This window comes from Chryseobacterium balustinum (assembly GCF_900168205.1).
GTDB classification, from domain to species: domain Bacteria; phylum Bacteroidota; class Bacteroidia; order Flavobacteriales; family Weeksellaceae; genus Chryseobacterium; species Chryseobacterium balustinum.
Genome location: NZ_FUZE01000007.1, coordinates 64,655 through 79,684, shown reverse-complemented (window position 1 = coordinate 79,684; position 15,030 = coordinate 64,655). Strand labels below are relative to the sequence as shown.

The 15,030-nt window shown below is 33.8% G+C and carries 13 protein-coding genes; all 13 read left to right on the top strand.

Annotated elements, in window-relative coordinates:
- The first annotated feature begins 113 nt into the window (after positions 1 to 113).
- The 13 genes from B5X64_RS10565 to B5X64_RS10510 all read left to right on the top strand — a co-directional run bounded on the left by B5X64_RS10565 (position 114) and on the right by B5X64_RS10510 (position 15,025).
- Positions 114 to 530: an IS1/IS1595 family N-terminal zinc-binding domain-containing protein gene (locus B5X64_RS10565; RefSeq protein ID WP_079465191.1), complete on the top strand. Its 417-nt coding sequence runs from the start codon at positions 114 to 116 to the stop codon at positions 528 to 530.
- 259 nt (positions 531 to 789) lie between these two features.
- Entirely contained in the window at positions 790 to 2,169 is a 1,380-nt protein-coding gene (locus B5X64_RS10560) for a porin (protein WP_079465189.1), read from the top strand.
- A 45-nt stretch (positions 2,170 to 2,214) separates the two neighbouring features.
- Positions 2,215 to 3,795, top strand: a complete 1,581-nt coding sequence (locus B5X64_RS10555) for an MFS transporter (RefSeq protein ID WP_079465187.1) — start codon at positions 2,215 to 2,217, stop codon at positions 3,793 to 3,795.
- Positions 3,796 to 3,839: 44 nt separating this feature from the next.
- Positions 3,840 to 4,067, top strand: coding sequence for a DUF6814 family protein (locus tag B5X64_RS10550; protein ID WP_079465186.1), 228 nt, complete (start codon positions 3,840 to 3,842; stop codon positions 4,065 to 4,067).
- Between the two features lie 80 nt (positions 4,068 to 4,147).
- Positions 4,148 to 4,342, top strand: a complete 195-nt coding sequence (locus B5X64_RS10545) for a hypothetical protein (RefSeq protein WP_074230182.1) — start codon at positions 4,148 to 4,150, stop codon at positions 4,340 to 4,342.
- The gene (locus tag B5X64_RS10540) at positions 4,335 to 7,034 is read left to right on the top strand and encodes an ATP-binding protein (RefSeq protein WP_079465185.1); all 2,700 of its coding nucleotides are present in this window, start codon (positions 4,335 to 4,337) and stop codon (positions 7,032 to 7,034) included. The genes B5X64_RS10545 and B5X64_RS10540 overlap by 8 nt, the downstream gene beginning before the upstream one ends.
- 80 nt (positions 7,035 to 7,114) lie before the next feature.
- Positions 7,115 to 7,246 (top strand): transposase, encoded by a 132-nt coding sequence (locus tag B5X64_RS23150; protein ID WP_249414647.1) that lies wholly within the window; start codon positions 7,115 to 7,117, stop codon positions 7,244 to 7,246.
- Between the two features lie 19 nt (positions 7,247 to 7,265).
- The gene (locus B5X64_RS10535) at positions 7,266 to 7,550 is read left to right on the top strand and encodes a transposase (RefSeq protein ID WP_249414646.1); all 285 of its coding nucleotides are present in this window, start codon (positions 7,266 to 7,268) and stop codon (positions 7,548 to 7,550) included.
- A gap of 150 nt (positions 7,551 to 7,700) precedes the next feature.
- The gene (locus B5X64_RS10530) at positions 7,701 to 8,063 is read left to right on the top strand and encodes a response regulator transcription factor (RefSeq protein ID WP_079465184.1); all 363 of its coding nucleotides are present in this window, start codon (positions 7,701 to 7,703) and stop codon (positions 8,061 to 8,063) included.
- Positions 8,064 to 8,287: 224 nt separating this feature from the next.
- The gene (locus B5X64_RS10525) at positions 8,288 to 10,180 is read left to right on the top strand and encodes an AMP-binding protein (protein ID WP_079465183.1); all 1,893 of its coding nucleotides are present in this window, start codon (positions 8,288 to 8,290) and stop codon (positions 10,178 to 10,180) included.
- Between the two features lie 33 nt (positions 10,181 to 10,213).
- The gene (gene acs, locus B5X64_RS10520; protein WP_079465181.1) at positions 10,214 to 12,121 is read left to right on the top strand and encodes an acetate--CoA ligase; all 1,908 of its coding nucleotides are present in this window, start codon (positions 10,214 to 10,216) and stop codon (positions 12,119 to 12,121) included.
- Positions 12,122 to 12,334: 213 nt separating this feature from the next.
- A complete protein-coding gene (locus B5X64_RS10515; RefSeq protein ID WP_079465179.1) occupies positions 12,335 to 12,700 on the top strand; it encodes a hypothetical protein in 366 nt (121 codons plus the stop codon).
- Positions 12,701 to 12,820: 120 nt separating this feature from the next.
- Complete coding sequence (locus B5X64_RS10510) at positions 12,821 to 15,025, top strand: RelA/SpoT family protein (protein ID WP_079465178.1); 2,205 nt, start codon at positions 12,821 to 12,823, stop codon at positions 15,023 to 15,025.
- Positions 15,026 to 15,030 lie beyond the last annotated feature (5 nt).

Sequence of the window (15,030 nt, the reverse complement as noted above, 5' to 3'; positions counted from 1 at the left end):
AAAACCAAATAAAAAAGATAATTTTATTGTTTAATTAATATTCACAGGTAAAATTATCTTTAATCAATTTTAAACATTTGCTAACTTGTTATATATTTGCTAAAATACTATATATGGAAACTCAGTGTCCGAAATGCAAAAGTGATAAAGTCGTAAAAAGTGGAATCATTAATGAAAAGCAAAGATTTCACTGCAAGCATTGCAATTACTATTTCACTGTTAAAAAATTAGGTAAAAAAATTGATGATTATTACGTCACAAAAGCTCTTCAGCTTTACCTTGAAGGATTGAGTTTCCGTGAAATAGAGCGAATTATTGGAGTTTCTCATGTAACAGTAAGTTCATGGATCAAGAAATATAATATTACACGACCACCTCACTCAGATTTCCATCCGGTTTATAAGATTTTGAAACAAAATGAATTGATTGAATATATTTCGAAAGAAGAAAATATCAAAGATTCCGGTTTAATTATTACGCAGTTTGCAGATAAGTATATGCTGATTAAATGGGAACGATTTAAGAAATAATTTTTTAGAGTTATAAGTTATTAATTATAAATCATGAGTTTTTAAAGTTTTAAAAATAAAATTAAACACTTAATAATCATATAATTAAGCTTTATTTTATTTCAAAATTTAATTAAAAGACAGAATCGTTTTTAGCTCATAATTCATAAATAATAATTAATAACTATACTATGACCATAAATATATATTAAATTTTTATAACTAAATTATTAATTACAATTTGGCTTTCACAAAATAACAGCCAAAAAATTAATAATTTATGAAGAAAATATTAAGTTTTATTGGATTAGCTTTAATTAGCAGTTCTGTATACGCTCAAGGTTCTCCTGATTATGGAAATGGTTTAAAAATAAATTTAAATCCTGAAGGAGATAAGTATGTGCGATTTATTTTATGGGATCAGTTCTGGATCAGGAACACAGACATGAATCCCGGAAGTATGGTTGGAAATGAACCTACTGATAATACCTGGAATTTAGGAAACCGAAGAGCCCGTATTTTGGCTTACGCACAAGTAACCAAGCGTTATATGATTTTATTGCATTTCGGAATGAATAATCAGACATTCATTAATGGCGGTGCAACCGGAACAACCGGAACAGGAGGCTACGGAAACGGAAAAAAAACACAACTTTTCTTTCATGATGCCTGGAATGAATACGCTGTAATTATGCCTGGTGAAGCAGGAAAATTCAGCTTAACATTAGGAGGCGGACTTCATTATTACATGGGACTTTCCCGTATGACAATGGCTTCAACATTAAACTTTCTTACGGTAGATTCTCCGATTTTCAGCTGGCCTTTAATTGATAATTCAGACCAGTTTGCAAGACAAATGGGAGTTTTCGCAAAAGGTAAATATGGAAAATTTGAATACCGAATGAGTTTAAACAAGCCATTCGCAACAGATTTAACACCTCCAAATACTTTAATTCCAGGAAATGAAGTCGCAGTTGACAATAATGGAAACCCGAACTGGTCTAAAGCCGGTTATTTTGAATATCAATTTTTAGATACAGAATCTAATCTTCTTCCGTTCAAAGTAGGTTCTTATTTAGGGACAAAAAAAGTTTTCAACGTCGGTGCAGGTTTTTATCATCAAGCCGAAGGAACGAGAACTTCAGTCAACTCAAACATCGAAAAACACGACATCACCCTACTTTCCGTAGATGCTTTTGCCGATATTCCTTTAGGTGAAGCAAAAAATAAAATGGCAGTTTCGGCTTATGCAGGATATTTCAACTATAATTTCGGACCCAATTACGTTAGAAATTTAGGAACAATGAATATTGCATCGAACGACCCAAATTTTGTAGGACAAAGAGCTTTGGCGGGTCCCGGAAATCTTCAACCGATGATTGGAACCGGAAACGTAATTTACGCTCAGGCAGGTTTATTACTTCCCAATCAATCAGAAAAACCAAAAATCAGAATCCAGCCTTTTGCGGCTTACACTTACAAAGATTTCGAAGCGTTTGATAAACCTTCTTCGCAGTTTGATGTGGGAGCCAACTGGTTTTTGGACGGTCATCATGCGAAAATTACCACACAGTATTCCACAAGACCTGTTTACACAAGTCCTACAGAAAGCCCAAAATCTAAAGGAGAATTTATTTTACAACTTCAGATCTATCTATAAAAATTAATTTCCATTATAATAATTTAAACAAAAAAATCTAGTGATATGAGCGAACAACACCACGATGCTTACGAGAATATGACAGATAAGCAGAAAAACCGCACCATCTGGAGCGTTATCACTGCATCATCTCTCGGTACTTTGATAGAATGGTATGATTTCTATATTTTTGGAAGCTTAGCTGTCGTTTTGGCAACCAAATTCTTCCCGTCAGATAATCCTACCGCAGCATTTTTATCTACACTGGCAACTTTTGCAGCAGGATTTGTAGTAAGACCTTTCGGAGCTTTATTTTTCGGAAGATTGGGAGATATTATCGGAAGAAAATATACTTTTCTCGTTACTTTATTAATCATGGGATTCTCCACATTTCTAATTGGATGTATTCCAGGATATGAGACCATAGGATATTTGGCACCGGTTTTAGTTTTAATTTTAAGACTTTTACAAGGTTTAGCTTTAGGAGGGGAATATGGAGGTGCAGCAACTTATGTTGCGGAATATTCACAGCCACACAGAAGAGGCTATTGGACTTCTTGGATTCAAACCACCGCAACTGCAGGACTTTTCATTTCTTTAATCGTTATTTTAATTACAAAAAATACACTTTCTGCTGAAGACTTTGATTCTTGGGGATGGAGAGTTCCGTTTTGGATTTCAATTTTAATGGTAGGCGTTTCTTATTTCATCAGAAAAAACATGAAGGAGTCTCCGCTTTTTGCAAAGGCTAAAAGCGAAGGAAAAACTTCTAAAAATCCTTTAAAAGAAAGTTTCGGAAATAAATTCAACTTCAAATTTGTCTTATTGGCATTATTCGGTGCTGCAATGGGACAAGGAGTAATCTGGTACACAGGTCAGTTTTACGCCATGAGTTTCCTACAAAAAGTAATGAATATCAATTCAATGCAGGTTGATTATCTGATGGCAACAGCATTATTGATGGGAACACCTTTCTTTGTATTTTTTGGTTGGCTTTCAGATAAAATTGGTCGAAAAGCAATTATGATGACCGGAATGCTGGTTGCCATTTTAGCCTATAGACCAATCTACGATGCAATGTATAAAAGTGTAAACATTGAAGCAAAAACTGTTGCAAGTGATGGTATTAAAGAAACAAGAGTCGCAGCAATTCATAAAACTATTGCATCAGACAGCGTAATTACCTTCCACAAAGAAACCACTTTCACTGACGGAACTTTAATCAAAAAAGACAGTATCGTTCATTGGTCTGCAGCAGGTTCGGTGATGAATGACGGAAAAACCGAAGAAGCAAAAGTTTCAACATCAATATCACTGAACGACGATACAAGATGGTATTTGGTATTTTTTGTTTTTATTCAGGTGATTTTTGTAACGATGGTTTACGGTCCGATTGCAGCATTTTTAGTTGAAATGTTCCCTGTTAGAATTCGTTATACATCGATGTCTTTACCGTATCACATTGGTAATGGCGTTTTTGGAGGATTGCTTCCTGCAGTTGCCACGTATCTCGTAACTTCTGGAAAAGATGCAGGACACGCAACGTGGTATCTTGAAGGACTTTGGTATCCAATAGGAGTTGCTGCAGTCTGTTTAGTCATCGGATTGATTTATCTAAAAAATAAGAACAACAATATCCACGATTAATAGGGATAATCACTTAAAAATTTATTAATTTTAAATCTACTAAAATGAACGGATTAAAAAAAATATTAGGCATTGTTTGGATTTTGATTGCCTTAATCGTTGCCTACTTTGGAATAACGGTGATGGGCATCCCAAAAATCACATCAGAAAAACAGGAGGACCTTGTATTCGGAATCATTATACTTTTTGTATTGGTACCAATTGTAACAGGCGGAATGGCAATCTTCGGATATTATTCCTTGATAGGAGAATATTCTGACGATAAAGTTTAAACTATAAACGATAGATGATAATTGATGAATGATTTCGATCTATTCATCAATTATCTTTTATTATTGATTATTCAATATTCATGAAAAAGCGACACGAACAAAAACTGATTATTCTGAGCGTAGGTTTACTTATCGCTTTCAGCATTCCTGTTTCACTGCTTTTTAACAGTGAAAGGGAAATTTTCGGTTACCCGATGATTCTCGTTTACTTATTCGCAGTCTGGATGATTTCCATCATTATTTCTTTTGTAATCGTAAAAAAATATGATGAGTAGTTTCGCATTATTTATCGTTGTTCTTATTTACCTCGCACTTTTGTTCTTAGTTGCTCATTTGGCAGAAAAGAAGAAGAGCAAAGTTTGGATTAATAACCCTTACATTTATGCATTGTCTCTTGCGGTGTATTGCACTGCATGGACATATTATGGAAGTATTGGTGTTGCAGCGACAAGCGGTCTTAATTATTTACCAATTTACATCGGTCCAATCATGGTTATTCCGGCGTGGATTTATATTAATACAAGAATTGTAAGAATCTCAAGAGTTAATAAGATAAGCAGTCTTGCAGATTTTATTTCTTTGCGATACGGAAACAGCAGAAGCTTCAGTGCAATTATTACCTTGGTTTGTCTTTTTGCGATCATTCCTTATATCGGATTACAAATAAAAGCAATATCTGAAACATTTCACTTAGTGACAGAAACCAGTGTTTCTAAAAACATTTTTACCGACAGCGGAACTTTTGTAGTTATTTTGATCGCCGTATTTTCATCTTATTATGGAACAAAATATGTGGATGCTTCCGAAAAACGTTTAGGAATTATCTCCGCAATCGCATTAGAAAGTTTTCTTAAATTATTTTTCATTATTATTTTAGGATTATTTGTCATTTACTATGCTTTTGACGGATTTTCAGATCTATATCAAAAGGCGAGTAAATTTTCAGATTTTAAAGCAAAAAACACTTTTAACGGAATTGAAGGCGCCATGAACTGGATGGTTCTTTGCTTAATTTCCGGAACAGCAATCTGTATTTTACCAAGACAGTTTCACACCGCAATTGTCGAAAACAGACAGGAAAAACATATTAAAACCGCAATTTGGTTTTTTCCGTTATATCTTTTAATATTTACCATTTTCATCTTCCCGATCGCATGGGGTGGAAGATTGATCTTTCAAGGTCAAAACGTAAATCCGGAGTTCTACTCTATCCTCATTCCCCAACATTTTGATAATACTTTGATTACGGTTTTGGTATTTTTAGGAGGTTTGAGTTCGTGCATTTCAATGATTATTATTTCAGCAATCACCTTGTCGATCATGCTTTCCAACAACCTGATCATTCCTTACGGTTTATTGGGAAAATTTAAAGCTGAAAATGAAACTCAAAATACCAGAAATATTACAAACGTCCGTAAATTTTCGATTTTCGGATTGATTATCGTAGCGTTTGCTTTTTATAAATATTTCATTTTAAAGACTTCATTAGATTCGGTTGGTCTTATTTCATTCGTTGTGATTGCTCAACTAGCACCATCGTTTTTTGGGGCAATATTTTGGAGAAGAGGAAGCTACAAAGGGGCAATAGTTGGGCTTTTTACGGGATTGATTATCTGCTATTTTGGCTTAATCATTCCGCAATATTATTTTTCTTATAATTCTGAATTAAAAGGAGTTTTACGCGAAATGTACGATGCGTTTCAGTTTTTTGACATTATTTTTTTAGACAGAATTCCTGAAATTTTCTTTTGGTCTATTTTAGTCAATACAGGTTTATTTACAATACTTTCTGTAAGCATGAAAGGAAATTATCGAGAGAGAAATTTTGCTGAATTATATGTTGACATCGACAAGTACATTCAAAATCACGAAAACGCTTTTATCTGGAGAGGAACCGCTTATGTTTCTGATATCAAAAATATTCTGGAACGTTTTTTAGGCAAAAAGAAAACCGAACAGGCAATGCGGATTTTCAATATTAAATACAATATCGATTCTCAGACGGAAACCGCCGATTCAAGATTCATTAAATTCTCTGAAAACCTTTTGGCCGGAAGAATCGGTACAGCTTCTGCGAAAATTTTAATTGAAGGAGTAACGAAAGAAGATAAAATATCTCTGAAAGAAGTTCTAAATATTTTAGAAGAATCAAAAGAGAATATTTCATTAAATAAAAAACTGACTGAAAAATCTGAAGAACTAAAACAACTTTCAAATGACCTGAGTGCAGCCAATGAGAATCTAATTGTAAAAGACCGTCAGAAAGATGATTTTCTCGATTCAGTTGCACACGAACTCAGAACGCCAATTACAGCGATTCGTTCTGCAGGAGAAATTTTAGCAGATGACGACGATATTCCTTTAGATATTAAGAGAGAATTTTTAAACAATATCATCACGGAATCTGACCGTTTAAGCGAAATTATCAATGACATTCTGTATTTAGATAAACTTCAGCACGGAGAAATAGCTTTAAATATTCAGGAAAACAATATTATTGAAACCTACAAAAAAGCTTTAAATCCAATTTTACATTTAATTCAGCAGAAATTAATCCATGTAAGTGAAGTTGATTTATTAAAGAACTATCTTTTTAAATATGATGAACCAAGATTCATCCAACTGTTTCAGAATATCTTAGGAAATGCTTTAAAATTTACTGATGAACAGGGCACTATTCAAACTAAATTTTCAGAGAAAGACAATAATTTAATCATAAAAATATTCAATACCGGAAAAAATATTCCGGAAGAAGATTTGGAGGTCATTTTCGATAAATTTTACCAATCTAAAAATCAGAACATTATAAAACCAACCGGAAGCGGGCTCGGATTAGCAATATCAAAAAGAATTGTTGAAGCTCACAATGGAACTATAAAAGCAGAAAACAGCGGATTGGGGGTGACTTTTGCTATTATTTTAACAAAGGAGAATAACATCCAAAATGATGAACCCGATAGGGTTTAACAAAAATAACCGTAGGTGAAACCTATGGAAAATTCAACACAATCAGAACCCGAAAGGGTTCAATTTTAAAACAAACACAAATGGGAACATACAGACAAATATTCTATCATATTGTTTTCGGAACAAAATATAGAAAACCAACAATTAATGAAAAGAACGAAACACAACTTTACAAATATATTTGGGGTGTTTTAAACAAAAAAAAAATGTAAATTATATAGAATTAATGGAATGCCAGACCACATTCATATTTTTTGTGACCTCCATCCAAACATAAATCTTAGTAATTTGGTAAAAGATATCAAAGTTGCGACAAACTTATGGATGAAAGAATCAGGCTTGTTTCCCACATTTGTGGGATGGCAGGAAGGATACGGAGCATTTACCAGCTCAATAAGAGATAAGGAAAGAATTATAAATTATATAAAAAATCAAAAGGAACATCATAAAACAGAAACGTTTGAAGATGAATTTAAAAAGCTTTTAACAGACCATGGAATCGAATCATTCGAATGAACATAAATTCATTCAACCCTTACGGGTTGATTTAATACGAATTATAATCTGTATTCCATAGGTTTCACCTATGGCTATTAAGACTGAACCCTTCAGGTTCTCAAAGAAAATATAAAAAGTAATGAAGTTGAACCTTAACGAAGTACAAAAATGAAGAAAATATTGATTGCAGATGACGAACACAAAATATTAATGTCTTTGGAATACAGTTTCCGGAAAATTGGTTACGAAGTATACATTGCACGAGACGGAGCTGAAGTTTTAGAATTCCTGAAAACACTTATTCCGGACGTTATTTTGCTGGATATTATGATGCCCAATCTTGACGGATACAGCACCTTGGAAGAAATTAAAAAAAATGAAGCTTTAAACAATACAAAAGTTCTTTTCTTAAGCGCTAAAAACAATCCGAAAGATATAGAAAAAGGCCTGGGAATGGGAGCTGATGCGTATGTAACAAAACCTTATTCGATTAAAAAACTCATTCAGCAGATTGAGGAAATGTTTGAATAGATTTTAGATGAAAGAGCAAAGATAAAAGAATAAAAAAAATTACGCACAACTGTCATTCTGAACATAAACTGAAGGTTTACGAACGAAGTTCAGAAATGGAGTGAAGAATCTAAATTAAATATTTAAAAATTTTAACCGTTAAGATTGATTTAAGAATTTAAGATGATTAAGAGATTGCTCCTCGCAATGACATATGAAGCAATGATCTAAAACACAAAATTAATATGGATACAGATAGACTTTTTAAACAAAGCATAGAAAATAAAGAGCAGTTTTGGAAAGAACAGGCTCAGGAAATTTCATGGTTTGAGTTTCCGAATCAAATTATTTCAAAAGACGAAAACAATTACACTCAATGGTTTGCAGATGGAAAACTCAACATGTCTTATCTCTGTATTGACAAGCATATTGACGATGGTTTCGGAGAAGAAATTGCGATTATTTATGATTCTCCGGTTACGAATCAAAAGAAAAAATATACTTTCAATCAGGCTAAAGAAGAAATTTCAAAATTAGCAGGCGGATTAATTTCTTTAGGGTTAAAAAAAAGTGATACGGCAGTAATTTACATGCCGATGATTCCGCAGACACTTTTTGCAATGTTGGCTTGTGCGAGAATTGGAGTGATTCACAATGTTGTTTTCGGAGGTTTTGCGCCGCAGGAATTGGTCGTAAGAATTGATGACTGTAAACCAAAAGCTTTGATTACAGCAACTGCAGGAATTGAAATTGCCAAAAGAATCCCTTATCTGCCTTTAGTTGAAAAAGCGATTGAATTAGCGCAGGATAAAGTCGAAAACATCATCGTTTTCAACAGAAAATTAGCCGATAATCAAGATGAAATGTTCGAAGGAATTATTGATTATGAAGAATTAGTTTCAACATCAGAACCTGCAAATTGTGTTTCTGTAGAATCCAATCATCCTTTGTATTTATTATACACTTCAGGAACAACCGGAAAGCCCAAAGGAATTACAAGAGACACCGGAGGTTACGCAACCGCTTTGAAATTTTCCATGAAATATATTTATGCAATTGAACAAGGAGAAGTTTTTTGGGCAGCTTCCGATTTTGGTTGGGCAGTGGGTCACAGTTACAGTGTTTACGGACCTTTAATCAATCGAAACACCACAATTATTTTTGAAGGAAAACCGATAATGACTCCCGACGCAGGAACTTTTTGGAGAATTATTTCGGAATATAAAGTTTCAGCAATGTTTACAGCTCCAACCGCAATCAGAGCAATAAAAAAAGAAGACCCGAATGGAGAACTTATAAAAAAATACGATTTAAGACATTTCAAAAAACAGTTTTTGGCGGGTGAAAGATGTGACGTTGCAACTTTAGATTGGTTTGAAAAACATATTGGAGTTCCAGCCATCGACCATTGGTGGCAAACAGAATCTGGTTCACCAATGTTAGGCTTAATGACTTTTAATGATAATTATAAAATTAAAAGAGCAGCTGCAGGAAAGGCAATTCCAGGATATGATATTAAAATTTTTAATGAAAACGGATACGAATTAGACGAGCACAAAGAAGGATATTTAGTCATCAAACTTCCGCTTCCTCCGGGTGCTCTTTTAGGGGTTTGGAATGATTATGAACGTTTTGAAAAAAGTTATTTATCACAATATAAAGGTTATTATTTCTCAGGAGACGGCGCGATAAAAGATGAAGACGGTTATATTTTCATCACAGGAAGAGTTGATGATGTGATCAATGTTGCAGGCCATCGACTTTCAACTTCCGAAATGGAAGAAATTGTTTCTTCACATCCCGATGTTGCAGAATGTGCCGTTGTAGGAATTGATGATGATCTGCGTGGACAAGTTCCTTTTGCAACGGTTGTTTTAAAAAACGGTTCTGAAATCTCGGAAGAAAATGTAGAAAAAGAAATTATTCTGAAAGTAAGAGAAAAAATAGGCGCTGTTGCTTTCCTGAAAAGCGTGATGGTTGTAAAAAGACTTCCAAAAACAAGATCCGGAAAGACTTTAAGAAAATTGATCAGAACAATTATTGATGGAAAAGAATTTCAAATCCCGTCGACAATCGATGATGAAAACATCATTGATGAAATTCAAGAAAAATTCAAGACTTACAAAGACAAAAAATAATTTAAAATAAATAATTTCTAAAAAAAAGAAAGTATGAGAAATTACGTGATAGAAGATTTACCGCACTATTTTGAAGAGTACAAAAAATCAATCAAAAACCCTAAAAAATTCTGGGATAAAGTTGCTGATCAGAATTTTGTATGGTACCAAAGATGGAGCAAGGTGGTAAAATATAATATGAATGAAGCAAAGATCACTTGGTTTAAAGATGCCAAATTAAATATCACCAAAAACTGCCTCGACAGACATTTATCGGTAAGAGGAGAAAAAACTGCTATCATTTGGGAACCGAATGATCCGAAAGAAGAAGCACAACACATTTCTTACAATGATTTATATACAAGAGTCAACAAAACAGCCAATATCTTGCGCGAAATGGGTATTGAAAAGGGCGACAGAGTCTGTATTTATCTTCCTATGATTCCTGAATTGGCAGTTACCATGTTGGCGTGTGCAAAATTAGGAGCAGTTCATTCTGTTATTTTTGCAGGATTTTCAGCATCTGCAGTGGTTTCAAGAGTGAATGACTGTGGCGCGAAAATGCTGATTACTTCAGACGGAAGCTACAGAGGAAGTAAAGTTTTAGATTTAAAATCGATTATTGACGAAGCTTTAGAAAAATGCCCGACCGTAGAGAAAACTTTAGTCGTAAAAAGAACCCACAACGAAATAAAAATGAAGGAAGGCAGAGATTTCTGGATGGATGATCTGTACGAAAAAGCTTCTGCAGATTTTGTTACCGTCATTATGGATGCAGAAGATCCTTTATTTATTTTGTACACTTCCGGTTCTACAGGAAAACCAAAAGGAATGCTTCACACTTCTGCCGGTTACATGGTATATTCCGCGTATACTTTCAAAAATGTTTTCAATTATCAGGAAAATGATATTTATTGGTGTACTGCAGATATTGGTTGGATCACTGGTCATTCTTATATTCTTTACGGGCCATTATTAAATGGTGCAACAACCGTAATTTTTGAAGGAGTTCCAACATATCCTGAACCGGACAGATTTTGGGACGTGATTGAAAAACATAAAGTAACTCAGTTTTACACCGCTCCAACTGCCATCCGTTCTTTAGCAAAAGAAAGCACAGAATGGGTTGACAAACATGATTTAAGTTCATTACGAGTAATCGGATCTGTTGGAGAACCTATTAATGATGAAGCTTGGCATTGGTTTAACGATCATGTCGGAAGAAAAAAATGTCCGATTGTAGACACTTGGCGGCAAACAGAAACCGGCGGAATCATGATCTCTCCTATTCCATTTGTAACGCCTACAAAACCAACTTATGCAACATTACCGCTACCGGGAATTCAACCCGTTTTGATGGATGACAAACGCAACGAAATTACAGGAAACCAAGTAACAGGAAACCTTTGTATCCGTTTTCCGTGGCCGGGAATTGCAAGAACAATTTGGGGCGATCACCAAAGATATAAAGAGACTTATTTCTCAGCATTTCCTGGGAAATATTTCACAGGTGACGGTGCTTTAAGAGACGAAGTAGGTTATTATAGAATTACCGGTCGTGTAGATGATGTGGTGATTGTTTCAGGGCATAATTTAGGAACTGCACCGATTGAAGATAGCATTAATGAACATCCTGCTGTTGCAGAGTCTGCAATTGTTGGTTTCCCACATGACATCAAAGGAAGCGCTTTGTATGGTTTTGTGATTTTAAAAGATTCTGGTTCTGATAGAAAGCAGGAAAATTTGGTTAAAGAGATCAATCAATTAATTTCTGATCAAATCGGTCCGATTGCCAAGCTCGATAAAATCCAGTTTGTTTCCGGGCTTCCAAAAACACGTTCCGGAAAAATTATGCGTAGAATTTTAAGAAAAATTGCAGAAGGAGATTTCAGTAATTTTGGAGATACGTCTACTCTTTTGAATCCTGAAATTGTGGAGGAGATTAAAAATGAAAGAATTTAAACTAAAAACTTCTTATAACAAATATGAAACTCTGTATTTAAGTACAGAGTTTTTTTATTTTCAACATGAAAAAAATAATTTTTCTGCAAAATAGACAAAATCTTAATTTTTATTAAATTATTATAGATAAAATAAAATATTATAAATTATATTAAATTTTTATCAATTATATTGAAAATATTTATATCTTTAGATAATCAAAACAAATTTACTATGTCAAGCATCTTAGCAGGATTATTTGGACCGCAGAGTGATTACAAAAAACTCGAGAAAGAAGTTGAAGATTTAGGATTCTTAGATTCAGAGTATATTGTATATCTTAGTGACGATCATCATCACTCCCAGTACTTGGCGAGTGTGGAAATAAAGAATAAAGATTTAGCCGATAAAGTGAGGCATATCTTTAATGAAAACCATGTACATAAAACCTACTTATTTGAAAATATGAGTATTGATCAAGCATCTTATATTAATTTAAAAAGATTAATTGATGCGCGGAGTAAAGCGGAAATTCACAACTGCCCGGATGTAAAAATTAAAGTACAGCATGACGGAATGAATTCTGAGGTAAAAGCTTAAACCTAAAACTAAAAACTTATAACCAGATCCGTGGAATTTATTTCTACGGATTTTTATTTTTATAAATCGACTAATCATAATATTTTTCGTATTTTCGTTTAAATAAAGCCTTTTACACAGATGAGTTACGATTTGGAACAAGAAAATAAAGAAATCTCTGCGAGGTACAAAGACCTGATTTCTAACACATACAGAACTTTGGATGAAGAAAACAATAAACTCATCCGAAAGGCTTTTGATATTGCTCTTGACGCACACAAAGACCAGCGAAGAAAAACTGGCGAACCTTATATTTACCACCCTATTGCTGTGGCTAAAATTGTTGCTACAGAAATAGGTTTAGGAGCATCGTCAATCGCGTGTGCTCTTTTGCATGATGTCATTGAAGATTCCGATTACACTTATGAAGATTTAAAAAAAATATTTGGTGAAAGAATTGCAGGAATTGTAAACGGGCTGACCAAGATTTCTATCATGAATCATCAGAATATTTCTGTACAGTCTGAAAACTATAGAAAATTATTACTGACGCTTTCTGAAGATTTCCGTGTGATTTTGATTAAAATTGCAGACCGACTTCACAACATGCGAACGCTGGAGAGCATGGCTCCCGACAAACAGAAAAAAATTGCTTCCGAAACGGTTTACATTTATGCGCCAATGGCTCATAGATTAGGTTTATACAACATCAAATCTGAACTCGAAGATTTATCTCTAAAATATAATAATCCTGAGATTTATAATGAGATTACTGAAAAACTGGAGTTGGCAAAAGAAAGTCGAATCCGCTATATCGATGAGTTTACCAAAGAAGTTTCTGAAAGATTAAAAGACGAGGGGTTAAATGTAAGTATAAAAGGTCGTGCAAAAGCCATTTCTTCTATTTACAGAAAAATGCTTAAACAGGGAGTTTCTTTTGAAGAGGTTTTCGATAATTATGCGATTAGAATTATCTATAAATCTGATGCTAAAAACGAAAAATTCCTTGCCTGGAAAATATACTCCATCGTAACTGATGTTTATCACAGTAATCCATCAAGAATGCGTGACTGGATTACCCAACCGCGTTCTACAGGCTATGAAAGTTTACATTTAACTGTTCTGGGACCTGATAAAAAATGGATTGAAGTACAGATCCGTTCTGAAAGAATGGACGATATTGCCGAAAAAGGGGTTGCCGCACATTACAAATACAAAGAAGGTTACAAGCAAAGTAATGATGACAGAAATTTTGAAAAATGGGTTACCGAAATACGTGATGTACTCGAGCAGCAGCAAAACCTTACCACTTCTGAGCTTTTAGATAATATTAAACTCAATTTATATTCTAAAGAAGTTTTTGTTTTTACTCCAAAAGGTGAAATTAAAATTCTACCCACCAATGCAACGGCATTAGATTTTGCTTTTTCTGTACACTCTGATTTAGGAATGAAATGTTTAGGGGCGAAAATCAACGGAAAGTTGGTTCCTATATCGTATGTTCTTCAAAATGGTGACCAGGTAGATATTCTTTCGTCTCAAAATCAAAAACCTAAGTTTGACTGGCTTGATTTTGTGGTAACTTCAAAAGCGAAGTCAAAAATTAAAAGTTATCTAAATTCTGAAAAAAACACTTTCGTAGAAGAAGGAAAAGAGATTTTACAGAGGAAACTTCGTCATGCAAAAATTAATTTTAATGATGAGGAAATTAATAAGCTTCAGAAATTTTTCAACCTTAAATCTTCTCAGGAACTATTCTTAAAATTCCAAACTAATGAACTGGATGCAAGCAGCTTAAGGAAATATATTGAAAGTAAAAACGTATTTAATAATTTACTTTCAAGATTTAAGAGAAATAACACTAAAAACCAGCATTACGAAGAGCCTAAAGAAATCAATCTCGATATGATTGTTTTCGGTAAAGATGAAGAAAAGCTTAATTATAGCTACGCAAAATGTTGTACGGTAATTCCGGGAGATAAAATCTTCGGCTTCATTACCATTTCAGACGGAATTAAAGTACACAGCGATAATTGTCCGAACGCTATTAATCTTCGTGCTCAATATGACTACCGTGTAATTCCTGCAAAATGGGTGAATGAAGAAAGCTTCAAAAACCGTATTAAAATTGAGATTGAAGGTCTCGACAGGATGGGAATGATTAACGATATCACCACCGTAATCAGTGGTGCCATGGGAATGGATATGAAAAGTATGTCTATTGAATCTAATAACGGAATTTTCACAGGAAATATAAACTTAGAAGTAAAACATAAAGGTCAACTTGAAGAAACATTCAAAAAATTAAAGGCAATTGACGGAATTTCAAGAATCAGACGTATTTAAAATAA